This is a genomic window from Pseudomonas sp. K5002 (assembly GCF_013386655.1).
Classification (GTDB): domain Bacteria; phylum Pseudomonadota; class Gammaproteobacteria; order Pseudomonadales; family Pseudomonadaceae; genus Aquipseudomonas.
The window spans coordinates 1-22,372 of sequence record NZ_JACARK010000182.1; the positions used below are offsets into that span (position 1 = coordinate 1).

Genomic DNA, 22,372 nt, shown 5'->3' on the forward strand with positions numbered 1-22,372 from the left:
GATGGCGGCCTGGCGGCGGATGTGCGGCCGCTGGTGCGCTTCAATGTCAGCGTGATCGTCGAACAGAATGGCCGTCGCGAGCGCGGTGGCCACGGCGGCGGCGGGCGTACCGACTACCGTTATTTCCTCACCGAAGACCGCGCCATGGGGTATGCCCGTGAAGCGTTGCGCCAGGCCCTGGTCAATCTGGAAGCAATTCCGGCCCCGGCGGGTACGTTGCCGGTGGTATTGGGCTCTGGCTGGTCCGGCGTGCTGCTGCATGAAGCGGTGGGCCACGGCCTGGAAGGTGATTTCAACCGCAAGGGCAGTTCCGCCTACAGCGGGCGCATGGGCGAGATGGTTGCGTCCAAGCTCTGCACCATCGTCGATGACGGTACCCTGGCCGGGCGTCGCGGTTCGTTGAGCGTCGATGACGAAGGCACCCCGACCGAGTGCACCACACTGATCGAAAACGGTGTGCTCAAGGGCTACATGCAAGACAAGCTCAACGCGCGCCTGATGGGCGTGGCCCGCACCGGTAACGGTCGTCGCGAGTCCTACGCGCACCTGCCGATGCCGCGCATGACCAACACCTACATGCTCGGCGGCGAAAGCGATCCGGCCGAAATCATCGCCTCGGTGAAACGCGGCATCTACTGCGCCAACCTCGGTGGTGGGCAGGTGGACATCACCAGCGGCAAGTTCGTGTTCTCCACCAGCGAGGCGTATTTGATCGAAGACGGCAAGATCACCGCGCCGGTCAAGGGTGCAACGTTGATTGGCAACGGCCCGGAAGCCATGAGCAAGGTGTCGATGGTCGGTAACGACCTGTCGCTGGACAGCGGTGTGGGGACGTGCGGCAAGGATGGTCAGTCGGTGCCGGTGGGTGTCGGCCAGCCAACCTTGAAAATCGATGCGATCACCGTGGGTGGCACGGGGTCGTAAGAACGGGAGCTTCGGGTGGCGAAGGCCGCCACCCGGGGAAGAGGGTCAGCGCAGGCCGCGTTGACTATCATCCAGCTCACGGATGTATTTGAAGATTTTTCGGCTGGAGGCCGGTGGCTTGCTTTGCGCCAGTTCGTGCTGGGCCTGACGGATCAGGGAGCGCAATTGTTGGCGATCGGCATCCGGGTACTCGATGACGAACTTCTCCAGTACCGCGTCATCGCCAGCGATCAGGCGATCACGCCAGCGTTCCAGGTTATGGAAGCGCTCGTTGTACTGGCGAGTGGAGGCATCGAGTTGATCGAGCAACGTCAGAATGGCGTCAGTGTCCTGGTCGCGCATCAGTTTGCCGATGAACATGAGGTGCCGTTTACGCGCGATATTCGCGGTGTGCTTGGGCGCATCGTTCAGAGCCCGGCGCAGGGCGTCGGTCAATGGCAGTTTTGCACACAAGTCAGGCTTGAGTGTTGTAAGGCGCTCGCCGAGGTCAACCAGAGCATGCAGCTCGCGTTTGACCTGAGATTTGCTTTTCTCCCCATCGAGGGAGTCGTCGTAAGAATCAACCATGGTGGCAGTCCGCAAAGAAACGCCGCCATGATAACCAGTCGGGGGCCGCTTGTCCGGCCCGGTCGCTAGAAGGCCTTAACCGAAAGCAGAATTTGAGTGGAGAAAACCATGAGTGCAGCCCAAAGCGTCGGTCCGCAAGCGTTACCGGCACTGCAGGAACAAGTCGAGCAGATCATTGCCGAGGCCAAGCGCCAGGGGGCCAGTGCCTGTGAAGTGGCGGTGTCCCTGGAGCAGGGGTTGTCGACTTCGGTGCGCCAGCGGGAAGTGGAAACCGTCGAATTCAACCGCGACCAGGGGTTTGGCATCACCTTGTACGTGGGCCAGCGCAAGGGCTCGGCCAGCACTTCTGCCAGCGGCCCGGAAGCGATTCGCGAAACCGTTGCTGCAGCGCTGGCGATTGCCAAGCACACCTCCGAAGATGAAAGCTCCGGCCTGGCTGATGCAGCCCTGATGGCTCGGGACTTGAAGGATTTTGACCTGTTCCATGCCTGGGACATCACCCCGGAACAGGCTATTGAACAGGCACTGACCTGTGAAGCGGCGGCATTCGATGCCGACAGCCGGATCAAGAACGCCGATGGCACCACCTTGAGTACTCATCAGGGTTGCCGTGTATACGGCAACAGCCACGGTTTTATCGGCGGTTATGCTTCGACGCGTCACAGCCTGAGCTGCGTGATGATCGCCGAAGCCAACGGCCAGATGCAGCGTGATTACTGGTACGACGTGAACCGCCAGGGCGAATTGCTGATGGACCCGGTACTCATCGGCCAGCGTGCCGCGCAGCGTGCTGCCAGCCGCCTGGGCGCGCGCCCGGTGCCGACCTGTGAAGTGCCGGTGTTGTTCTCGGCGGAACTGGCCGGTGGTTTGTTCGGCAGTTTCCTTGGGGCGATTTCCGGTGGCAACCTGTACCGCAAGTCGTCGTTCCTGGAAGGCGCGATTGGCCAGAAGCTGTTCCCGGAATGGCTGACCATCGATGAGCGCCCGCACCTGATGCGCGCCATGGGCAGTTCGTCGTTTGACGGTGATGGCCTGGCCACCTATGCCAAGCCATTCGTCGAGAACGGTGAGCTGGTGTCCTATGTGCTGGGCACCTACGCCGGTCGCAAACTCGGCCTGCCAAGCACCGCCAACTCCGGTGGCGTACACAACCTGTTCATCACCCATGGCGATGAAGACCAGGCGGCGCTGTTGCGGCGCATGGGCCGTGGCTTGCTGGTCACCGAGTTGATGGGCCATGGCCTGAATATGGTCACGGGTGATTACTCCCGTGGTGCGGCGGGTTTCTGGGTGGAAAACGGCGAAATCCAGTTCGCCGTGCAGGAAGTGACCATCGCGGGCAACATGCGTGACATGTTCAAGCAGATTGTCGCGGTGGGTAATGACCTGGAACTGCGCAGCAACATCCGCACCGGTTCGGTGTTGATCGAAAAGATGACCGTCGCCGGCAGCTAACCCGCCGACAGGCGCCATAAAGAAGGCGCGCCACCCATTGGGTGGCGCGCCTTTTTTTGTGCCTGGAATTCCGAGTGATTTCCTCAGGCTCTTGTTTTGATTCTCAATATCATTTAATAATAAATATCATTACCGAATGAGTGTGGATCATGAGTTCTGTCCTGCATGAGGATCCCTACCTGGAAAGCTGGCGTTGGATGAGTCGTCAGATTCGTTGCGGCCTTGCTCCCGACGAGCCCCGCCTGATCGAACATTATCTGGCCGAAGGCCGGTACCTCGCCTGTTGCACTGCGACCCACCCGTGGACCATCGGCGAAACCTCATTCCGCCTGCTGCTGGACACCGCCTCCGACATCGCCTTGCCCTGGCACTGGCGGTCCATGTGCCTGGACCAGGCCTGGCGCCCGTTGCGCGACCTGGAAAAACTTTCCCACTGTGCCTGCCGCCTCAAGCGCTGGCAGACCTTTGCCTGGCAATTGGCGACCTGCGAATTGCTGCCTTCCATTTCTGTTTCTGACCTGGTGCAAGGATCTTCCGATGAGTAACACCCGTATCGAACGCGACAGCATGGGCGAACTGCAAGTGCCCGCCGAGGCCCTGTATGGCGCACAAACCCAGCGTGCGGTGAACAACTTTCCCATCAGCCACCAGCGCATGCCGGCGCAGTTCATTCGTGCGTTGATTCTGGCCAAGGCTGCCGCCGCTAAAGCCAACGTCGAGCTGAAACAACTGAGCGAAGCCCAGGGCAAGGCCATCGTTGATGCCGCCCAAGGCTTGCTGGAAGGCGATTTCATGCAGCATTTCCCGGTGGATATCTTCCAGACCGGTTCCGGCACCAGCTCCAACATGAACGCCAACGAAGTGATTGCGACCCTCGCCAGCCGCTTGCTGGGCGAGCCGGTCAACCCTAACGATCACGTCAACTGCGGCCAGAGCAGCAATGACATCATCCCGACCACCATTCACGTCAGCGCGGCACTGGTGCTGCACGAACAGACCCTGCCGGCGCTGCTGCACCTGGTCCAGGTGATCGAGCACAAGGCCGAGGAGGTGCACCGTTTCGTCAAGACCGGTCGGACGCATCTGATGGACGCCATGCCGGTGCGCATGAGCCAGGTGCTCAATGGCTGGGCGCAGCAGCTCAAGGCCAATATCGGCCATCTGCAAGACCTGCTGCCGAGCTTGCAGGCGCTGGCCCAGGGTGGCACTGCAGTCGGCACCGGGATCAATGCGCATCCGGAGTTTGCAGCGCGCTTCAGCCAGCAACTGAGCAGCCTGACCCACGTCCAGTTCACCCCAGGCAAGAACCTGTTCGCGCTGATCGGCTCCCAGGACACGGCCGTCGCGGTCTCCGGGCTGCTCAAGACCACCGCCGTGTCCCTGATGAAAATCGCCAACGACCTGCGCTGGATGAACTCCGGCCCATTGGCGGGCCTTGGTGAAATCGAGCTGGAAGGCCTGCAGCCGGGCTCTTCGATCATGCCCGGCAAGGTCAACCCGGTGATCCCGGAAGCCACCGCCATGGTTGCCGCACAAGTCATCGGCAACGACACGGTGATTACCATCGCCGGCCAGTCCGGCAACTTCGAACTCAACGTGATGCTGCCGATCATTGCCCAGAACCTGCTCGGCAGCCTGGAGTTGCTGGCCAACTCCAGCCGACTGCTGGCCGACAAGGCCATCGCCAGCTTCAAGGTCAACGAAGCCAAGCTCAAGGAAGCGCTGTCGCGCAATCCGATCCTGGTGACCGCACTCAACCCGATCATCGGTTACCAAAAGGCCGCCGAAATCGCCAAGAAGGCCTATCAACAAGGCCGCCCGGTGATTGATGTGGCGCTCGAACATACCGACTTGCCCCGCAGCCAACTGGAAATCCTGCTGGATCCGGAAAAGCTCACGGCTGGCGGCGTGTAATCACCGACCCTGCTTTGGAGGCTCACCATGGAGCACTGGAAACGCACGATCGAACGGGCCAATCGCTGCTTTATGGCGGGCGAGCTGGTAGATGCCCGCGAGGCCTACCTGCAAGCCCTGGCCCTGGCTCAAGTGTTGTTTGAGCGCTGGGCGGATGCCGACGAAGCGGTGGCGGCTTGCGTCATTTCCCATCACAACCTGGCCGACCTGCACTTGCGCCTGAACCAGCCGGAAGAAAGCGCGGAATACCTCTGCGCCATTCACCAGCGCCTGTTGCAGACCATGCAAGACACCCGTCTTAACCCGCTATTGCGGGAAGCGGCCCTGCGTCAGAGCAGCAAGACCTACGTCGAACTGCTGAATTTCATCAGCGATCACGGTGAGTACCCACGTACCCACCGCCTGCTGGGCAGCAACGTGGCGCCATCGGATGCGTCGACCCGCAACAGCCCTTTTTATGGAGCTCATTGATATGTCCTACACCTTGCCGGCCTTGCCTTACGCCTACGATGCCCTTGAACCGCATATCGACGCGCAAACCATGGAGATCCACTACACCAAGCACCACCAGACCTACATCAACAACCTCAACGCAGCCGTCGAAGGCACCGAGTTTGCCGCTTGGCCGGTGGAGAAACTGGTGTCCAGCGTCCAGCAACTGCCGGAAAAGCTGCGGGCGGCGGTGATCAACCAGGGCGGCGGCCACGCCAACCACTCGTTGTTCTGGGCTGTCATGTCGCCCAAGGGCGGCGGCAAGCCAGACGGCGCGCTGGGTGACGCCATCGACGAGCAGTTGGGCGGTTTCGACGCCTTCAAAGAGGCCTTCACCAAAGCTGCCTTGACCCGTTTCGGCAGCGGCTGGGCGTGGTTGAGCGTGACGCCGCAAAAGACCCTGGTGGTGGAAAGCAGCGGCAACCAGGACAGCCCGTTGATGAACGGCAATACGCCAATCCTCGGCCTGGACGTCTGGGAACACGCTTATTACCTGCTGTACCAGAACCGTCGTCCGGAATACATCAATGCGTTCTACAGCGTCATCAACTGGCCGGAAGTTGCCGGCCGCTACCAGGCTGCGCTGGGCTGAAACTCCTCTATAACAAGATCTAAGGCCGACTATGGGCACTGAAACACTGGCGATCAGCAGCGTGCGAATGTTTCGTTATGCGTTTGGCTCGCTGCTGCTATTGGCAGGAACTGCATTGCTGGTGGCCCAAGGGCTGGCCTGGCTTGACCTGGAACCGCGCATCCTGCGTGCCTTGCAGGGCGGGGCCATCTGCGCGCTCGGCACCGCCCTGGGTGCCGTGCCGGTACTGGTGATCCGCCGGATGCCATTGGCGGTGAGCGACACGCTGCTCGGCTTCGGTGCCGGGGTGATGTTGGCCGCTACGGCGTTTTCGCTGATCGTACCGGGTATTGCGGCTGCCCAAAGCCTGGGGCTGACGCCCTGGGCTGCCAGTGGATTGATCAGTTTCGGCATCATGCTGGGCGCGTTCGGGCTGTATCTGGTGGATCGCAAGGTCTCCGGCGCGAGCCCGGAAATGCTGGTGGGCAGTCCGGATCATCCGGTGATACCGCCGCGTATCTGGCTGTTTGTGTTCGCCATCATTGCCCACAACATTCCCGAAGGTATGGCCGTGGGTGTCTCGGCAGGCGGCGGCATGCCGGATGCCGACAGCCTCGCCATGGGTATTGCCTTGCAGGATGTGCCGGAGGGACTGGTGATTGCGTTGGTGCTGGCCGGGGCAGGGATGTCGCGGGTCAAGGCGTTCCTGATCGGCGCAGCGTCAGGGCTGGTGGAGCCGGTGTTTGCGGTACTGTGTGCCTGGCTGGTGAGCCTGGCTCAGGTGCTGTTGCCGCTGGGGCTGGCGCTGGCGGCCGGGGCAATGCTGCTGGTGGTGACTCACGAAGTCATTCCCGAGTCGCGGCGCAATGGCCATGACAAGCTCGCCAGCCTGGGGCTGTGTATCGGGTTTTGCTTGATGATGGTGATGGATACGGCGTTGGGCTGAGGCTGTCGCACTTCTACAAGAAGCGCTTGCGGTAGTCGCTGGGGGTAACGCCCAGGCGGCGAACGAAGGCGCGCCGGAACCCATCAACATTGGCATAGCCGACCTGATCGGCCAGGCGTTTGAGCGAGACATTCGAGCCTTCGATCAGCCGCCGTGCCTGGTCGATACGTGCCAGCTCCACGAACTCGGCAGGGGTGAATCCACCCTCGGCCTTGAATACCCGGGCAAAGTTGCGTTCGCTCATGTCAGCGCGCTGGGCCAGCAATGCCACGCTCAGGTCTGCGGCCAGGTTGTCGACGATATAGGTCTGTATCTGGCGAATGTTCGTGCGCTCTGCGGTCTGTGCCGCCAGTTGGGCGCTGAACTGTGACTGGCCGCCCGGCCGTTTGAAGTACATCACCATCTCCCTGGCCACACTGAGCGCCAAATCCCGGCCGTGGTCCTCCTCGACTAACGCGAGCGCCAGATCCATACCGGCCGTCACACCGGCGGAGGTGTACAGGTTACCGTCGCGGATAAAAATGCTGTCCGGTTCGACCACGGCATCGGGGTATTGCCGGGCCAGCAATGCACTGGAATTCCAGTGCGTGGTGACGCGTCGCCCGACCAGCAAACCAGCAGCCCCCAGCACAAAAGCGCCACTGCAAACCGAGCCTATCCGCCGCACGCGCGTGGCCTGGTAGCGCACCCAGTCCCGCAGGTGGGCGTCGTGTGCCACGTCATTCACGCTGGGGCTTCCAGCGATCAGCAGCGTATCGATAGCCCCCTTGAACGTCTCGATGGAGTCATCCGTGGCCAGGCGAAGCCCATTGGTTCCCTTGATCTGCCCGGCGACGGTACCGATGACCGAGATCCTGTATGCACGGGAATTGCCCAATTGCCTGGCCGCTTCAGCGAACACATCGGCAGGGCCGACGACATCCAGCATTTGCACGCGGGGAAATGCCAGGAGGGCAATTCGCATGGTGTCGGTCTCCGTAGTGGAAATGGCTGAAATCGTCGTTAAGCGACACTATAGGACAGAGGGGGGGTAGGCGACACTGTCCGTCACGTGCTTTATCGTCAACCGGAGACCCGCATGAGCATCTGTAACGCGCCACTTCCCCCCTTCGCTGTCGAATCGAGCGAGCGGTCGGGGTCCATCAAGAATCTTCCCATCAATTTGTTTGGCGCCGTGATGGGGTTGGCCGGCCTGAGCCTGGCCTGGCAGTCCGCCAGTGAATATGTGGCTTACGCGCAAATGATCGGAGCGGTCATTGGTGGGTTTGCCATTCTGGTGTTTATCGCACTGGTGGCGGGGTATCTCACCAAATGGGTTAAATACCCTGCGGCGGTCAAAGCCGAGTTCAATCACCCGATATCAGGAAATTTCTTTGGCACGGTGACGATCGCGTTGCTGCTGCTGTCGGCAGTCGTAGGCTCAGCTAGCACCCTGATCAGCCAGGGGCTTTGGATGTTGGGTAGCCTGCTGACCATGATCCTGGCGGCAATTGTGCTCTCGCGACTGTTGTCCGGTAATCAGGAGTCGCAATATGCGGTGCCTGCCTGGCTGATCCCGGGGGTGGCGGCGCTCGACATCGCGGTGACAGGTGCCCACATGCCCATGGCGTGGGCATACGAGTTCAATCTGTTCGCGATGGCGGTAGGGAGTGTGATTGCGCTGGTGTTCTTCACGCGAATTTTTTCACGTCTGGTTCACGAGCCGGTGATGGCCAAAGGTATGACACCTTCGCTGATGATACTTATCGCCCCCTTTGAAGTCGGCTTTCTGGCTTACACCAACTTCTTTGGCAGCGTCGACTATTTTGCCAGCGTGCTCTTCTACTTTGGCCTGTTCCTGTTTGGCGTGCTGGCATTCAAAGTATTCCGTCAGGCCGCGCCTTTTTCTCCTGCCTGGTGGGCAATCAGCTTTCCGATTGCGGCATTGAGCAACGCTGCGTTGAAATATGCCGATGCCAAAGGAGGCGTGATCCTGGAAGCGATTGCCTATCTGATCCTGGCTTTCCTGACGATCGCCCTGGCCGTACTGACGGTCAAGACGTTGAAGATTCTGTTCAACGGCAAACTGCTGTCCAACTGACGCAGGGGAGGGGCGATTACCTACTCGCCCTCATCAAAGAAATTATTGATCAACGCTACCAGGGCATCCATCGCTTCCTGCTCTTGCTCGCCTTCGGTCTTCAAATGAATCTTCGTGCCCTTGCCCGCAGCCAGCATCATCATGGCCATGATGCTTTTGCCGTCGACCATGGATTCCGGGGTGCGCCCGGCGCGGATCTGGCAAGGGAACTGCCCGGCGACGCCGACGAACTTGGCCGAGGCCCGGGCGTGCAGGCCCAGCTTGTTGATGATTTCAATTTCCAGAGCGGGCATCGCGGGGGTGTTCCTTTCAGCTGAGGTCGCGGTGGCGAACCTGGACGTTCTTGAGGGTTTGTTGCAGCACCTTGCCCAGGCGTTCGGTCAGGTAGACGGATCGGTGGTGGCCGCCGGTGCAGCCAATGGCGATGGTGACATAAGCTCGATTGCTGGCCGCAAAACGCGGCAGCCATTTGAGCAGGTAGCTGGAGATGTCCTGGTACATTTCCTCGACATCCGGTTGCGCCGCCAGGTACTCGGCCACAGGTTGGTCCAGCCCCGACTGATCGCGCAGTTCCGGCTTCCAGTACGGGTTGGGCAGGCAGCGCACATCGAACACCAGGTCGGCATCTACCGGCATGCCGCGCTTGAAACCGAACGACTCGACAAGGAACGCCGTGCCTGGCTCCGGCTGGTTCAGCAGACGCAGCTTGATCGCATCCCGCAGTTGATACAGGTTCAGGCTGGTGGTGTTGATCTTGAGGTCGGCCAGGTCAATGATCGGCCCCAGCAGTTTGGTCTCGTCCTCGATGGCTTCGGCCAGGGAGCGATGAGGGCTGCTCAACGGGTGGCGGCGACGGGTTTCGGAGAAGCGCTTGAGCAGGGTCTCTTCGTCGGCGTCCAGGTACAGCACATCGCAATGGATATGCTTGGCCCGCACTTCTTCGAGCAGTTCAGGAAAGCGTGTGAGGTGGCTGGGCAGGTTGCGGGCGTCGATCGACACGGCGACCAGCGGTTGCGCCAGCTCGGTATGAATCAGCGCGCGTTCCGCCAGTTCCGGTAGCAGGCCGGCGGGCAGGTTGTCGATGCAATAGAAGCCGTTGTCCTCAAGAACATTGAGGGCCGTGCTTTTACCTGAGCCGGAACGGCCGCTGACGATGATCAAACGCATGATTAATGCCCGTTTTGTTCATCCAGGACAACCTGGTAGAGCGCCTCATTGCTTGAGGCACTACGCAGTTTGTCGCGTACGTCCTTGCGGTCGAGCATGCTGGCGATCTGCCGAAGCAGTTCCAGGTGCGCATCGGTGGCAGCTTGCGGGACCAGCAGCACGAACAGCAGGTCGACCGGCGCGCCGTCGATGGCGTCGAAATCGATAGGGGCGTCCAGGTGCAGCAGGGCGCTGACTGGAGACTCACAGCCTTGCAGGCGGCAGTGAGGAATGGCGATGCCGTTGCCAAAGCCGGTGGAGCCGAGCTTTTCACGGGCGATCAGGGCCTCGTACACAGCTTGCGTATCCAGTTCGGGCACTTCGCGGCCGATCAGGTTGGCAATTTGTTCGAGGGCGCGCTTTTTACTGCCGCCCGGCACGTTCACGAGGGAACGGCCGGGGGTCAGGATGGTTTCAAGTCGGATCATGGGTGGGGAGTGTTAGCGGCCAGTGCCTTGAAGAAGGCTCTGCTGCTTTTCCTTATGCTTTTTAAGTTGGCGGTCAAGCTTGTCTGTGAGCAAGTCGATTGATGCATACATGTCTTCATGTTCGGCATTGGCGACCACTTCGCCACCGGGTATCTGAAGTGTCGCTTCGATTTTCTGCTGAAGCTTGTCGACCTTCATGATGACCTGAACGTTGGTGATCTTGTCGAAATGGCCCTCAAGCTTCTTCAGCTTCAGCTCGACGTATTCGCGCAATGGAGGGGTGACTTCTACATGGTGTCCACTGATGTTGACTTGCATACAGCTTCTCCTTCGTTGCCAGTGCATAAAGCGGCGGGTAGGAATACCCGCCACTGGAACGCTATGGCCCGCCCGTCACATCAAACGCTTACGCTCGCTGGAAGGCGCGATCCCTAGGGACTCGCGGTACTTGGCGACGGTTCGACGGGCGACCTGAATGCCTTGTGCCTCCAGTAAACCAGCGATCTTGCTGTCACTCAACGGCTTTTTCTGATTTTCCGCGGCAACCAGTTTTTTGATGATCGCGCGGATCGCCGTGGACGAGCATTCGCCGCCTTCGGAGGTGCTGACGTGGCTGGAGAAAAAGTATTTCAGCTCATATATACCCCGTGGGGTATGCATGAATTTTTGCGTGGTCACCCGGGAAATAGTTGATTCGTGCATGCCCACCGCCTCGGCGATGTCGTGCAGTACCAGCGGCTTCATCGCTTCATCGCCGTATTCCAGGAAGCCGCGCTGGTGCTCGACGATCTGGGTGGCGACTTTCATCAGGGTTTCGTTGCGGCTTTGCAGGCTCTTGATGAACCAGCGGGCTTCCTGCAGTTGGTTACGCATGAAGGTGTTATCGGCGCTGGTGTCGGCGCGGCGCACAAAACCTGCGTATTGCGGATTGACCCGCAGGCGCGGCACCGATTCCTGGTTCAGCTCCACCAGCCAGCGTTCGTTGTCCTTGCGCACAATCACGTCGGGCACGACATATTCGGCTTCGCTGGACTCGATCTGCGAGCCCGGGCGTGGGTTGAGGCTCTGCACCAGCTCGATGATCTGGCGCAGATCATCTTCCTTGAGCTTCATGCGGCGCATCAGCTGGCTGTAGTCGCGGCTGCCCAGCAGGTCGATGTAGTCGGTGACCAAGCGCTGCGCTTCGCTCAGCCAAGGCGTCTTGGCCGGCAATTGGCGCAGTTGCAGCAGCAGGCACTCGCTGAGGTTGCGGGCGCCGATGCCGGCCGGCTCGAATTGCTGGATGCGGTGCAGGACGGCTTCGATTTCGTCCAGTTCGATGTCCAGTTCCGGGTCGAACGCCTCGAGGATCTCCTCAAGGGTCTCGTCCAGGTAGCCCTGGTTGTTGATGCAGTCGATCAGGGTCACGGCGATCAGGCGATCGGTATCGGACATCGGTGCCAGGTTCAGCTGCCAGAGCAAATGGCTTTGCAGGCTCTCGCCGGCTGATGTGCGGGTGGTGAAGTCCCACTCGTCGTCATCGTTGCTGGGCAGGCTGCTGGCGCTGGTCTGGTAGACGTCTTCCCAGGCGGTATCCACGGGAAGTTCGTTGGGAATGCGTTCGTTCCATTCGCCTTCCTCAAGGTTATCCACCGTGGGGGCGGTTTCCTGGTAGGAGGGTTCCTGTACGTCGGGGTTGGGCTTTTGCTCGATGTTGTCGGCCAGCGGGTCTGCATTATCGAAGTCGTCGCCTTCTTCCTGGCGTTCGAGCATCGGATTGGACTCCAGGGCCTCCTGGATTTCCTGTTGCAGGTCCAGGGTCGACAATTGGAGCAGGCGGATGGCCTGTTGCAGCTGCGGTGTCATCGTCAGCTGCTGGCCCATTCTCAGGACTAGCGATGGTTTCATGGCAGGGGCTTAACACCTTATTCGCCGGCGCAATGCGCCATCCACGACAGGGCGCGTGAGCGCCAAACATAAGCAAATTATATGCCTGATATCGGGGGCTTTGCCTAGAGCGCGGTAACAATAAAAATACTGAGGTTTTTATTGACTACCGCGCTCCATGGCGAATGGCCTGATACCACCGTGTTTACAGGCGGAACTCGTGACCCAGATACACTTCCTTGACCAGTTCGTTGGCCAGGATAGTGGCAGAGTCACCTTCGGCAATCAGCTGTCCATCGTTGACGATGTAGGCGGTTTCGCAGATATCGAGTGTCTCACGGACGTTGTGGTCGGTGATCAACACACCGATGCCCTTGGCCTTGAGATGATGGATGATCTGCTTGATGTCGCCGACCGAGATCGGGTCGACACCGGCGAAAGGTTCGTCCAGCAGGATGAACTTGGGCGCCGTGGCCAGCGCACGGGCGATTTCCACACGACGACGCTCGCCGCCGGAAAGGCTCATGCCGAGGTTGTCGCGAATGTGGTTGATGTGGAATTCCTGCAGCAGGCTTTCCAGCTCTTTCTTGCGCCCGGCGCGGTCGAGTTCCTTGCGGGTCTCGAGGATGGCCATGATGTTGTCGGAAACCGACAGTTTGCGGAAGATCGATGCTTCCTGGGGAAGATAGCCGATACCAGCCTGCGCACGGCCGTGCATAGGCTGGTGGCTCACGTCCAGGTCGTCGATCAGGACGCGGCCTTGATCGGCCTGCACCAGGCCGACGATCATGTAGAAGCAGGTGGTCTTGCCGGCACCGTTGGGGCCGAGCAAACCGACGATCTGGCCGCTGTCGATCGACAGGCTGACGTCACGCACGACCTGACGGCTTTTATAAGCCTTGGCCAGATGCTGGGCTTTCAGGGTTGCCATTAATTCGCCTTCTTCGCGTCGGGTTTCGGCGCCGGCTGGGCTGCGCCCGGTTTCTGCTTCGGCTGGATAACCATGTCGATACGCGGCTTCGGCGTGCTGATTTTCGAGCCGGTAGCACGGCCGGCCTGGGCGATCTGCTTCACCGTGTCGTAGACGATTTTTTCGCCGTCGGTGGTGTTGCCGTCATTGATGACCCGGGCCTGGTCGATCAGCACGATGCGGTTTTGCTGGGCGTGGTACTGGATCGTCTTGCCATAGCCTTTGACCGGCGTAGGGTCGCCCACTTTCTGCAGTTGTTCGAAATACGCCAGGTTGCCCACCGAAGTGACCACGTCGATATCGCCTGCCGGGGTACGAGTCAGTGTCACGGTGTTACCCGTCACTTTCATCGAGCCCTGGGTGATGATCACGCTGCCCGTGTAGGTCGCGATACCTTGCTTGTCATCCAGCTGCGCATCGTCAGCCTGAATGTGGATCGGTTGCTGGCTATCGTTCGGCAGAGCCCAGGCGCTCACGCTTCCCAGTGCTGCGCCCAGGCCGAGCAAAATAGGGAGGGTTTTAACGAGCCTCATACTGTCCTCTTACGTTCGATAGCAGGTGTATCCTGCTTTCTTTCAAATACGCTTTCATTCCCTTGCCAGTCGATACACCGCCAGCGCCGTCAATTCTAACGTCTTGCTCGGTCTGCGCATATTGCTTCTGTGGGAATACGGTCATGCGACTGCTGGTAATAATGGTGTCGCGGTTCTTGGCGTCAGTGCGGGCTACCCGCACCGAGTCAATCAGTTCCACTTGGGTGCCGTCCGGGTTGACCTCGCCACGCTCGCTGGTGACGTGCCATGGAAATTCGGCGCCGCGGTACAGGTTCATGTCCGGCTTGGTCAGCAAAGTGACCTCGGATGCCTTCAAGTGTTCGACCTTGTCGGAGGTCATTTCATACTGGACCTTGCCATCGGGCAGGTACTGGATGCTGTGGGCGTTGATGGCGTAATAGTCGATAGCACTCTCGTCAACCTGTGCAACCGGCTTGTCGAGGAAGCGCTCCGGGCTGATATTCCAGTAGCCGACCGCGAGGAAAACCGCGGCGATGACTGCAAGTATCAGGAAATTGCGAATCTTTTTACTCAGCATAAAACGCTCTATAGGTAGGCGGCGTGGGCCGCTTCAAGGCTGCCTTGGGCGCGCAGAATCAACTCGCAGAACTCGCGGGCGGCGCCTTCGCCGCCGCGGGCGGTGGTTACACCATGGGCGTGTTCGCGAACGAACGCCGCCGCATTGGCCACGGCCATGCCCAGGCCGACCCGGCGAATCACCGGCAGGTCGGGTAAATCGTCACCCAGGTACGCAACCTGCTCATAGCTTAGGTTGAGTTGGCCAAGAAGCTCGTCCAGAACCACCAGTTTATCCTCGCGGCCCTGATACAGGTGAGGAATACCCAGGTTTTGTGCGCGGCGTTCCACAACCGGGGTCTTGCGACCGCTGATGATGCCGGTTTGCACGCCCGCCGCCATCAGCATCTTGATGCCCTGGCCGTCGAGGGTGTTGAACGTCTTGAATTCGCTGCCGTCTTCCAGAAAGTACAGGCGGCCATCCGTCAGCACGCCGTCGACGTCGAAAATCGCCAGCTTGATGTGCTTGCCCCGTTGCAACAGGTCGGTGGTCATTTACATCACTCCCGCACGCAGCAAGTCGTGCATGTTCAGGGCGCCAACCGGACGGTCGTCGCTGTCGACCACCACCAGCGCCAGGATCTTGTGGTCTTCCATGATCTTCAGTGCTTCGGCCGCGAGCATGTCAGGGCGTGCGGTCTTGCCGTGAGGCGTCATGACTTCGTCGATGGTGGCGGTCTGGATGTCGAGGTTGCGGTCCAGGGTGCGGCGCAGGTCGCCGTCGGTGAAGACCCCGGCCAGCCGCCCGTCGGACTCCAGGATTACGGTCATGCCCAGGCGCTTGAGGGTCATTTCCATCAAGGCATCTTTCAGCAAGGTGCCGCGTGGCACCTGTGGCAGCTCGTCGCCGGCGTGCATGACGTTTTCCACTTTCAGCAGCAGGCGACGGCCAAGGGCGCCGCCCGGGTGGGAAAACGCGAAGTCTTCGGCGGTAAACCCGCGGGCTTCCAGCAATGCCACGGCCAGCGCATCGCCCATGACCAGGGCGGCGGTGGTGGAGGAGGTCGGTGCCAGGTTCAGCGGGCAGGCCTCGTGGGCAACGTGCACGTTCAAATTCACTTCGGCGGCTTTAGCCAGCGTCGAGTCCGGGTTGCCGGTCACGCTGATCAGCTGGATACCCAGGCGCTTGATCAGCGGCAGCAGGGTCACGATTTCGTTGGTGGTGCCGGAGTTGGACAGTGCCAGGATGATGTCGTCCCGGGTGATCATGCCCATGTCGCCGTGGCTGGCTTCGGCCGGATGCACGAAGAACGCGGTGGTCCCGGTGCTCGCCAGGGTGGCGGCGATCTTGTTGCCGACATGCCCGGATTTGCCCATGCCGACCACCACTACGCGGCCCTTGCTGGCCAGAATCATCTCGCAGGCGCGTACGAAATCCGCGTCGATATGGGCCAGCAAGCCTTCTACGGCTTCAAGCTCGAGGCGGATGGTGCGTTGTGCGGATTGAATAAGGTCGCTGGATTGGCTCATGTCTGAAATCGTATAGCCTGACGAAAAGTCGGCGATTATAACGGTAATGATCAATTCCCTCACACAAGTTCGTCAGGCTTTATTCAATCCACCTGTGGTTGAGATTGAACCTCAGCCAGGATTTTTTAGCTGTCCTGTTTCTGAACAAGCTCTGTTCCGGCCTTGGGGGCGCTGTACCAGCAGTGATATAGTTCGCGGCCAGTTCGGTCCGCACGGCCTTTTTGTCTATTCGGCGCAAGCATTTGTCGAAAACAAAGTGTCTGAGTGAAAGGCTGCATCCCAAGGAGTTTAGATGAGTGCCGATAACGCCTACGCGGTCGAGCTGAAGGGCCTTTCCTTCAAGCGCGGTACGCGCAGCATCTTCAATAATGTGGATATTCGCATTCCCCGCGGCAAAGTCACGGGCATCATGGGGCCTTCCGGCTGCGGCAAGACTACGCTGCTGCGCCTGATGGGCATGCAATTGCGCCCCTCCGCCGGTGAAGTCTGGGTCAATGGCCAGAACCTGCCGACCCTTTCGCGCAGTGACCTGTTCGATGCCCGCAAACACATGGGCGTCCTGTTCCAGAGCGGCGCGTTGTTTACCGATCTCGATGTTTTCGAAAACGTGGCGTTCCCGCTGCGGGTGCATACACAGCTGTCCGATGAAATGATTCGTGACATTGTGTTGCTGAAATTGCAGGCCGTCGGGCTGCGCGGTGCTATCGATTTGATGCCCGACGAGTTGTCCGGAGGCATGAAGCGTCGTGTCGCCCTGGCGCGTGCCATCGCCCTCGACCCGCAGATTCTCATGTACGACGAGCCTTTCGTTGGCCAGGACCCGATTGCCATGGGGGTGCTGGTACGCCTGATCCGCCTGCTCAATGATGCGTTGGGTATCACCAGTATCGTGGTTTCCCACGACCTGGCCGAGACCGCGAGCATTGCCGACTACCTATATGTAGTGGGCGATGGCCAGGTGCTGGGGCAGGGCACGCCTGAAGAACTGATGAACGCAGACAACCCGCGCATTCGCCAATTCATGACCGGCGATCCCGATGGCCCGGTGCCTTTTCACTTTCCGGCAGCGGACTACCGCTCAGATCTTCTGGGGAAGCGCTGATGCGCAAGACATCATTACTCGAAAAGGTTCGCCTTTTCGGTCGCTCCGGCATCGATATCATCGGTGTGCTGGGGCGTTCGACGATTTTCCTGTTTCATGCCTTGCTCGGCCGCGGCGGTATTGGCGGCGGTTTCGGCCTGCTGATCAAGCAATTGCACTCCGTGGGCGTGATGTCCCTGGTGATCATCGTGGTCTCCGGGGTGTTCATCGGCATGGTGTTGGCGCTGCAAGGCTTCAATATCCTCTCCAGCTACGGGTCCGAGCAGGCTGTTGGGCAGATGGTTGCCCTGACGCTGTTGCGTGAGTTGGGCCCGGTGGTGACCGCGCTGCTGTTTGCCGGGCGCGCAGGTTCTGCGCTGACGGCCGAAATCGGCAACATGAAGGCCACCGAGCAGCTGTCCAGCCTGGAAATGATCGGCGTCGATCCACTCAAGTACATTGTTGCCCCGCGCCTGTGGGCCGGCTTCATCTCCCTGCCACTGCTGGCGATGGTATTCAGCGTGGTCGGGATCTGGGGCGGTTCATGGGTGGCGGTTGACTGGTTGGGCGTCTACGACGGTTCCTACTGGGGCAACATGCAAAACAGCGTGACCTTCAGCGGCGACGTGCTCAACGGCATCATTAAAAGCATCGTCTTCGCCTTTGTAGTGACCTGGATCGCCGTATTCCAAGGCTATGACTGTGAGCCCACCTCAGAAGGGATCAGTCGCGCCACCACCAAGACCGTTGTGTACGCCTCGCTGGCGGTACTGGGCCTTGACTTCATTTTGACCGCCTTGATGTTTGGAGATTTCTGATGCAAAACCGCACTGTGGAAATCGGTGTCGGCCTTTTCTTGCTGGCTGGCATCCTGGCTTTACTGTTGCTCGCCCTGCGAGTCAGCGGCCTATCGGCCAGCCCCACCGCCGATACTTATAAACTTTACGCCTACTTCGACAATATCGCCGGTTTGACTGTCAGAGCTAAAGTGACCATGGCGGGTGTAACCATCGGCAAGGTCACGGCAATCGATCTGGACCGCGACAGCTTCACCGGCCGTGTGACCATGCAGGTGGACAAGAAGGTAGATAACCTGCCGACTGACTCCACTGCGTCTATCCTCACCGCTGGCCTGCTGGGCGAGAAGTACATCGGCATCAGCGTCGGCGGGGAATCTGCCCTGCTCAAGGATGGTTCGACCATTCATGACACACAGTCGTCGTTGGTGCTGGAGGACTTGATCGGTAAATTCCTGCTCAATACCGTCAATAAAGACGCCAAATGAGGAATGTGTTCATGATCTCTACTTTGCGACGTGGCCTGTTGGTACTGCTCGCGGCACTGCCGTTGATGGCTAACGCCGCTGCCGGCGGTTCTGCGCATGACCTGGTGCAGGACACCACCAACAAGATGTTGGCTGACCTGAGTGCCAACAAGGAAAAGTACAAGCAGGACCCGAGTCAGTTCTATAACGCGCTGAACACGATTGTCGGGCCTGTTGTCGATGCTGAAGGTATTTCCAAAAGCATCATGACCGTCAAGTACTCGCGCAAGGCTACGCCTGCGCAGATGCAGACATTCCAGGAAAACTTCAAGAAGGGCTTGTTCCAGTTCTACGGCAATGCCCTGCTGGAGTACAACAACCAGGGGATTACCGTCGCCCCTGCCGGGGATGAGTCGGGTGACCGCACCAGCGTCAACATGAGCGTCAAGGGCAACAACGGCGCGGTCTACCCTGTGCAGTACACGCTCGAGAAGGTCAACGGCGAGTGGAAACTGCGTAACGTGATCATCAACGGCATCAACATTGGCAAGCTGTTCCGTGACCAGTTCGCGGATGCCATGCAGCGCAATGGCAACGACCTGGACAAAACCATCAACGGTTGGGCTGGTGAAGTGGCCAAGGCCAAGGAAGAAACCGACAAAGCTGCCGGGAAGCCTGCCCAATGACCGAGTCGGCCATTCGCCTTGGCGAGTCCGGTGAGCTGTTGCTCAGCGGCGTGCTGGATTACAGCACTGGACCCGCCCTGCGCAAGCAGGGCCAGGCGCTGATCAATGCCAGTACCGCTCCTGCGCTGGTGCTGGATTGCTCGGCGGTGGTGAAGTCCAGCAGCGTCGGCTTGTCGTTGCTGCTGTGTTTCATGCGCGATGCGCAGGCCGTCAAAAAGCCGGTGAGCATTCGTGCATTGCCCGAAGACATGCGTGAAATCGCTGAGGTTTCCGGTCTGACCGAGCTGTTGGCGCATCCTTAATACACATTATTAAAGAAGCCCCCCGTCAGAGTCCTGCTATGCGGGGTTCGCAGGCGCGGGGCTTTTTTGTATGATGTGCGACCCGCGCGCACTGGGCGCCCATAGAGGTTGATCATGCAGGCCCTAGAAGTTAAAAGCTTCCTTGAAGGAAAGCTGCCCGAAACTAATGTTGAAGTTGAGGGCGAAGGCTGCAATTTCCAGCTGAACGTGATTAGCGATGAACTGGCGGCATTGAGCCCGGTCAAGCGTCAGCAGCAGATCTATGCCCATTTGAACCCGTGGATCACCGATGGCAGCATCCATGCGGTCACTATGAAATTTTTCAGCCGCGCGGCCTGGGCCGAGCGCACCTGAGCCCCCAAGGCGTCGAGATTCTTATGGATAAATTGATTATTACCGGCGGTGCTCGTCTTGACGGCGAGATCCGTATTTCCGGGGCGAAGAACTCCGCCCTGCCGATCCTGGCAGCGACCTTGCTGTGCGATGGCCCGGTTACCGTGGCCAACCTGCCGCACCTGCATGACATCACCACCATGATCGAGTTGTTCGGTCGCATGGGCATCGAGCCGGTGATCGACGAGAAACTCAGCGTCGAAATCGACCCGCGCACCATCAAGACCCTGATCGCACCGTACGAGCTGGTGAAAACCATGCGCGCCTCGATCCTGGTACTGGGCCCGATGGTTGCCCGGTTCGGCGAAGCCGAAGTCGCACTGCCTGGCGGTTGCGCCATCGGTTCGCGTCCGGTGGACCTGCACATCCGTGGCCTCGAAGCCATGGGTGCAACCATTGACGTCGAAGGCGGCTACATCAAGGCCAAGGCGCCGGAAGGCGGCCTGCGTGGCGCAAACTTCTTCTTTGATACCGTCAGTGTGACCGGTACCGAGAACATCATGATGGCCGCTGCCCTGGCCAATGGCCGCAGTGTGCTGCAAAACGCTGCGCGCGAGCCGGAAGTGGTCGATCTGGCCAACTTCCTGATCGCCATGGGTGCCAACATCACCGGCGCCGGCACCGACACCATCACCATTGATGGCGTGAAACGCCTGCATTCGGCTACCTACAAGGTGATGCCGGACCGCATCGAGACCGGTACCTACCTGGTCGCGGCTGCCGTCACCGGTGGCCGTGTCAAGGTCAAGGACACTGATCCGACCATTCTCGAAGCCGTCCTGGAAAAACTCAAGGAAGCCGGCGCCGAGATCACCACCGGTGAAGACTGGATCGAGCTGAACATGCATGGCAAGCGGCCAAAAGCCGTTAACGTGCGTACCGCTCCGTACCCGGCGTTCCCGACCGACATGCAGGCGCAGTTCATTTCCCTGAACGCGATTGCCGAAGGCACCGGTGCCGTGATCGAGACCATCTTCGAAAACCGCTTCATGCACGTGTACGAGCTGCACCGCATGGGCGCCAAGATCCAGGTCGAAGGCAACACCGCCATCGTGACCGGCATCGAGAAGCTCAAGGGCGCGCCAGTGATGGCTACCGACCTGCGTGCCTCCGCCAGCCTGGTGATCTCGGCGTTGTGCGCTGACGGCGACACCCTCATCGACCGCATCTACCACATAGACCGTGGTTACGAGTGCATCGAAGAGAAGCTGCAGATGCTCGGCGCGAAAATCCGCCGCGTACCGGGCTAATTCCCGGGGCTGTTGACACCGTCATTGTGGCGAGGGAGCTTGCTCCCGCTGGACTGCGCAGCAGTCCCAGTCTTTTTAAACAAAGATCAGGGCCGCTTCGCGCCCCAGCGGGAGCAAGCTCCCTCGCCACATGACGATGTATGCTGTTAGCTGATTTGTTTCAAGTCGAGGCTGTAATGGCCTCGATCTGTGTCTGGCGCCGATTGCGACCGGACAGCAATAGCCTGATGAAGGACTGACGTTTCCCATGTTGACCATCGCACTGTCCAAGGGCCGCATCCTTGACGACACTTTGCCGCTTCTGGCTGAAGCGGGCATCGTGCCGACCGAGAATCCGGAAAAGAGCCGCAAGCTGATCATCCCCACGACCCAGGACGACGTTCGCCTGCTGATCGTGCGTGCCACCGATGTGCCAACTTACGTTGAACATGGCGCGGCCGACCTCGGCGTCGCGGGCAAAGACGTGTTGATGGAATACGGCGGCCAGGGCCTGTACGAGCCGCTGGACCTGCGTATCGCCCTGTGCAAGCTGATGACCGCCGGCCGCGTCGGTGACGTCGAGCCTAAAGGCCGCCTGCGGGTGGCGACCAAGTTCGTCAACGTTGCCAAGCGTTACTACGCCGAGCAAGGCCGCCAGGTCGACATCATCAAGCTTTACGGCTCGATGGAGCTGGCACCGCTGATCGGCCTGGCCGACAAGATCATCGACGTGGTCGACACCGGCAACACCCTGCGCGCCAACGGCCTGGAGCCCCAGGACTTTATCGCCGACATCAGCTCCCGGCTGATCGTCAACAAAGCTTCGATGAAAATGCAGCACGCCCGTATCCAGGCGTTGATCGACACCCTGCGCAAGGCAGTGGAGTCTCGACACCGCGGTTGACTCACCCGCGCGGCCTCAAGCCGCGCCCGTCTATCCGCCTCATAGCCAGAATTCTCAGGTGCCCAAGCGGATCGACTGCTAACTTTCGGCGCCTGAGCATTTTTGCCATTCCTATGAGGCCCTCGCTATGACCACGTCCACTGCAATTGCCCGACTCAACGCTGCCGACCCGGATTTCGCCCATCATCTGGATCATCTGCTGAGCTGGGAAAGCGTGTCCGACGATTCGGTCAACCAGCGGGTGCTCGACATCATCAAGGCCGTGCGCGAGCGCGGTGACGCGGCGCTGGTTGATTTTACCCGGCAGTTCGATGGCCTGGATGTCGCCTCCATGGCCGACCTGATCCTGCCCCGCGAACGCCTGGAACTGGCCTTGACCCGCATCACCGCGCCCCAGCGCGAAGCCCTGGAAGTGGCGGCCGCGCGGGTGCGCAGCTACCACGAGAAACAGAAACAGGATTCCTGGAGCTACACCGAGGCCGACGGCACCGTAC

At 59.9% G+C, this 22,372-nt stretch carries 29 protein-coding genes; 17 read left to right on the plus strand and 12 right to left on the minus strand.

What is annotated here, in order from left to right:
* Window positions 1-924, plus strand: a 924-nt coding sequence (tldD, locus tag HX846_RS10285; RefSeq protein WP_178965342.1) for a metalloprotease TldD, incomplete at its 5' end; no start/stop codon positions are given.
* A 45-nt stretch (window positions 925-969) separates the two neighbouring features.
* Here tldD and yjgA read toward each other — a convergent pair.
* The gene (gene yjgA / locus HX846_RS10290; RefSeq protein ID WP_003216092.1) at window positions 970-1,491 is read right to left on the minus strand and encodes a ribosome biogenesis factor YjgA; all 522 of its coding nucleotides are present in this window, start codon (window positions 1,489-1,491) and stop codon (window positions 970-972) included.
* A 108-nt stretch (window positions 1,492-1,599) separates the two neighbouring features.
* On the opposite strand from yjgA, the gene pmbA reads away from it, so the two are divergent.
* The 6 genes from pmbA (at window position 1,600) to HX846_RS10320 (ending at window position 6,869) form a co-directional block, all read left to right on the plus strand.
* Entirely contained in the window at window positions 1,600-2,946 is a 1,347-nt protein-coding gene (gene pmbA / locus HX846_RS10295; RefSeq protein ID WP_003216094.1) for a metalloprotease PmbA, read from the plus strand.
* A gap of 149 nt (window positions 2,947-3,095) precedes the next feature.
* On the plus strand, window positions 3,096-3,491 hold the full coding sequence (locus tag HX846_RS10300) for a FagA protein (RefSeq protein WP_102369905.1): 396 nt from the start codon (window positions 3,096-3,098) through the stop codon (window positions 3,489-3,491).
* Window positions 3,484-4,860: an aspartate ammonia-lyase gene (locus tag HX846_RS10305; protein WP_178965343.1), complete on the plus strand. Its 1,377-nt coding sequence runs from the start codon at window positions 3,484-3,486 to the stop codon at window positions 4,858-4,860. Before HX846_RS10300 ends, HX846_RS10305 begins: the two co-directional genes overlap by 8 nt.
* 27 nt (window positions 4,861-4,887) lie before the next feature.
* The gene (locus tag HX846_RS10310; protein WP_003216099.1) at window positions 4,888-5,331 is read left to right on the plus strand and encodes a hypothetical protein; all 444 of its coding nucleotides are present in this window, start codon (window positions 4,888-4,890) and stop codon (window positions 5,329-5,331) included.
* Between the two features lies 1 nt (window position 5,332).
* A complete protein-coding gene (locus tag HX846_RS10315) occupies window positions 5,333-5,944 on the plus strand; it encodes a superoxide dismutase (protein ID WP_008434313.1) in 612 nt (203 codons plus the stop codon).
* A gap of 31 nt (window positions 5,945-5,975) precedes the next feature.
* Window positions 5,976-6,869: a ZIP family metal transporter gene (locus HX846_RS10320; protein WP_134327315.1), complete on the plus strand. Its 894-nt coding sequence runs from the start codon at window positions 5,976-5,978 to the stop codon at window positions 6,867-6,869.
* A gap of 13 nt (window positions 6,870-6,882) precedes the next feature.
* Here HX846_RS10320 and HX846_RS10325 read toward each other — a convergent pair whose 3' ends face one another.
* The gene (locus HX846_RS10325) at window positions 6,883-7,833 is read right to left on the minus strand and encodes a GlxA family transcriptional regulator (protein ID WP_087692865.1); all 951 of its coding nucleotides are present in this window, start codon (window positions 7,831-7,833) and stop codon (window positions 6,883-6,885) included.
* A 114-nt stretch (window positions 7,834-7,947) separates the two neighbouring features.
* On the opposite strand from HX846_RS10325, the gene HX846_RS10330 reads away from it, so the two are divergent.
* On the plus strand, window positions 7,948-8,949 hold the full coding sequence (locus HX846_RS10330) for an SLAC1 anion channel family protein (protein ID WP_102369902.1): 1,002 nt from the start codon (window positions 7,948-7,950) through the stop codon (window positions 8,947-8,949).
* 20 nt (window positions 8,950-8,969) lie between these two features.
* Here the strand turns inward: HX846_RS10330 and HX846_RS10335 are convergent, their stop codons facing one another.
* The 10 genes from HX846_RS10335 to HX846_RS10380 form a co-directional block, all read right to left on the minus strand.
* Window positions 8,970-9,242 (minus strand): HPr family phosphocarrier protein, encoded by a 273-nt coding sequence (locus tag HX846_RS10335; RefSeq protein WP_003216108.1) that lies wholly within the window; start codon window positions 9,240-9,242, stop codon window positions 8,970-8,972.
* 16 nt (window positions 9,243-9,258) lie between these two features.
* Window positions 9,259-10,116, minus strand: a complete 858-nt coding sequence (gene rapZ / locus HX846_RS10340) for an RNase adapter RapZ (protein ID WP_003216111.1) — start codon at window positions 10,114-10,116, stop codon at window positions 9,259-9,261.
* 2 nt (window positions 10,117-10,118) lie between these two features.
* Window positions 10,119-10,583, minus strand: coding sequence for a PTS IIA-like nitrogen regulatory protein PtsN (gene ptsN, locus HX846_RS10345; protein ID WP_003216114.1), 465 nt, complete (start codon window positions 10,581-10,583; stop codon window positions 10,119-10,121).
* A 12-nt stretch (window positions 10,584-10,595) separates the two neighbouring features.
* Complete coding sequence (gene hpf / locus HX846_RS10350) at window positions 10,596-10,901, minus strand: ribosome hibernation-promoting factor, HPF/YfiA family (RefSeq protein ID WP_003216115.1); 306 nt, start codon at window positions 10,899-10,901, stop codon at window positions 10,596-10,598.
* Between the two features lie 75 nt (window positions 10,902-10,976).
* The gene (locus tag HX846_RS10355) at window positions 10,977-12,470 is read right to left on the minus strand and encodes an RNA polymerase factor sigma-54 (RefSeq protein ID WP_003216117.1); all 1,494 of its coding nucleotides are present in this window, start codon (window positions 12,468-12,470) and stop codon (window positions 10,977-10,979) included.
* Window positions 12,471-12,654: 184 nt separating this feature from the next.
* Window positions 12,655-13,380: an LPS export ABC transporter ATP-binding protein gene (gene lptB / locus HX846_RS10360; protein WP_003216119.1), complete on the minus strand. Its 726-nt coding sequence runs from the start codon at window positions 13,378-13,380 to the stop codon at window positions 12,655-12,657.
* The gene (gene lptA, locus HX846_RS10365) at window positions 13,380-13,952 is read right to left on the minus strand and encodes a lipopolysaccharide transport periplasmic protein LptA (protein ID WP_023659193.1); all 573 of its coding nucleotides are present in this window, start codon (window positions 13,950-13,952) and stop codon (window positions 13,380-13,382) included. The genes lptB and lptA overlap by 1 nt, the downstream gene beginning before the upstream one ends.
* Window positions 13,939-14,511 carry an LPS export ABC transporter periplasmic protein LptC gene (gene lptC / locus HX846_RS10370; RefSeq protein WP_003216122.1) on the minus strand — a complete coding sequence of 191 codons (573 nt, stop codon included), beginning with the start codon at window positions 14,509-14,511 and terminating at the stop codon, window positions 13,939-13,941. The genes lptA and lptC overlap by 14 nt, the downstream gene beginning before the upstream one ends.
* A gap of 8 nt (window positions 14,512-14,519) precedes the next feature.
* Window positions 14,520-15,044 carry an HAD family hydrolase gene (locus HX846_RS10375; RefSeq protein WP_087692862.1) on the minus strand — a complete coding sequence of 175 codons (525 nt, stop codon included), beginning with the start codon at window positions 15,042-15,044 and terminating at the stop codon, window positions 14,520-14,522.
* Window positions 15,045-16,019 (minus strand): KpsF/GutQ family sugar-phosphate isomerase, encoded by a 975-nt coding sequence (locus HX846_RS10380; RefSeq protein ID WP_003216126.1) that lies wholly within the window; start codon window positions 16,017-16,019, stop codon window positions 15,045-15,047.
* Between the two features lie 292 nt (window positions 16,020-16,311).
* On the opposite strand from HX846_RS10380, the gene HX846_RS10385 reads away from it, so the two are divergent.
* The 9 genes from HX846_RS10385 to HX846_RS10425 all read left to right on the plus strand — a co-directional run.
* Window positions 16,312-17,121: an ATP-binding cassette domain-containing protein gene (locus HX846_RS10385; protein WP_003216128.1), complete on the plus strand. Its 810-nt coding sequence runs from the start codon at window positions 16,312-16,314 to the stop codon at window positions 17,119-17,121.
* Entirely contained in the window at window positions 17,121-17,918 is a 798-nt protein-coding gene (gene mlaE, locus HX846_RS10390; protein ID WP_003216131.1) for a lipid asymmetry maintenance ABC transporter permease subunit MlaE, read from the plus strand. Before HX846_RS10385 ends, mlaE begins: the two co-directional genes overlap by 1 nt.
* Window positions 17,918-18,385 carry an outer membrane lipid asymmetry maintenance protein MlaD gene (gene mlaD, locus HX846_RS10395; RefSeq protein WP_003216133.1) on the plus strand — a complete coding sequence of 156 codons (468 nt, stop codon included), beginning with the start codon at window positions 17,918-17,920 and terminating at the stop codon, window positions 18,383-18,385. Before mlaE ends, mlaD begins: the two co-directional genes overlap by 1 nt.
* Window positions 18,386-18,396: 11 nt before the next feature.
* Window positions 18,397-19,050 carry a phospholipid-binding protein MlaC gene (locus HX846_RS10400; RefSeq protein WP_003216135.1) on the plus strand — a complete coding sequence of 218 codons (654 nt, stop codon included), beginning with the start codon at window positions 18,397-18,399 and terminating at the stop codon, window positions 19,048-19,050.
* A complete protein-coding gene (locus HX846_RS10405; RefSeq protein ID WP_003216137.1) occupies window positions 19,047-19,352 on the plus strand; it encodes a lipid asymmetry maintenance protein MlaB in 306 nt (101 codons plus the stop codon). Before HX846_RS10400 ends, HX846_RS10405 begins: the two co-directional genes overlap by 4 nt.
* A gap of 114 nt (window positions 19,353-19,466) precedes the next feature.
* Window positions 19,467-19,706, plus strand: a complete 240-nt coding sequence (locus HX846_RS10410; protein WP_008434291.1) for a BolA family protein — start codon at window positions 19,467-19,469, stop codon at window positions 19,704-19,706.
* Window positions 19,707-19,729: 23 nt separating this feature from the next.
* A complete protein-coding gene (gene murA, locus HX846_RS10415) occupies window positions 19,730-20,995 on the plus strand; it encodes a UDP-N-acetylglucosamine 1-carboxyvinyltransferase (RefSeq protein WP_003216140.1) in 1,266 nt (421 codons plus the stop codon).
* A 247-nt stretch (window positions 20,996-21,242) separates the two neighbouring features.
* Entirely contained in the window at window positions 21,243-21,878 is a 636-nt protein-coding gene (gene hisG, locus HX846_RS10420) for an ATP phosphoribosyltransferase (protein ID WP_178965344.1), read from the plus strand.
* 127 nt (window positions 21,879-22,005) lie between these two features.
* Window positions 22,006-22,372 (plus strand): histidinol dehydrogenase (locus HX846_RS10425; protein ID WP_178965345.1); only part of this gene is annotated, 367 nt, incomplete at its 3' end.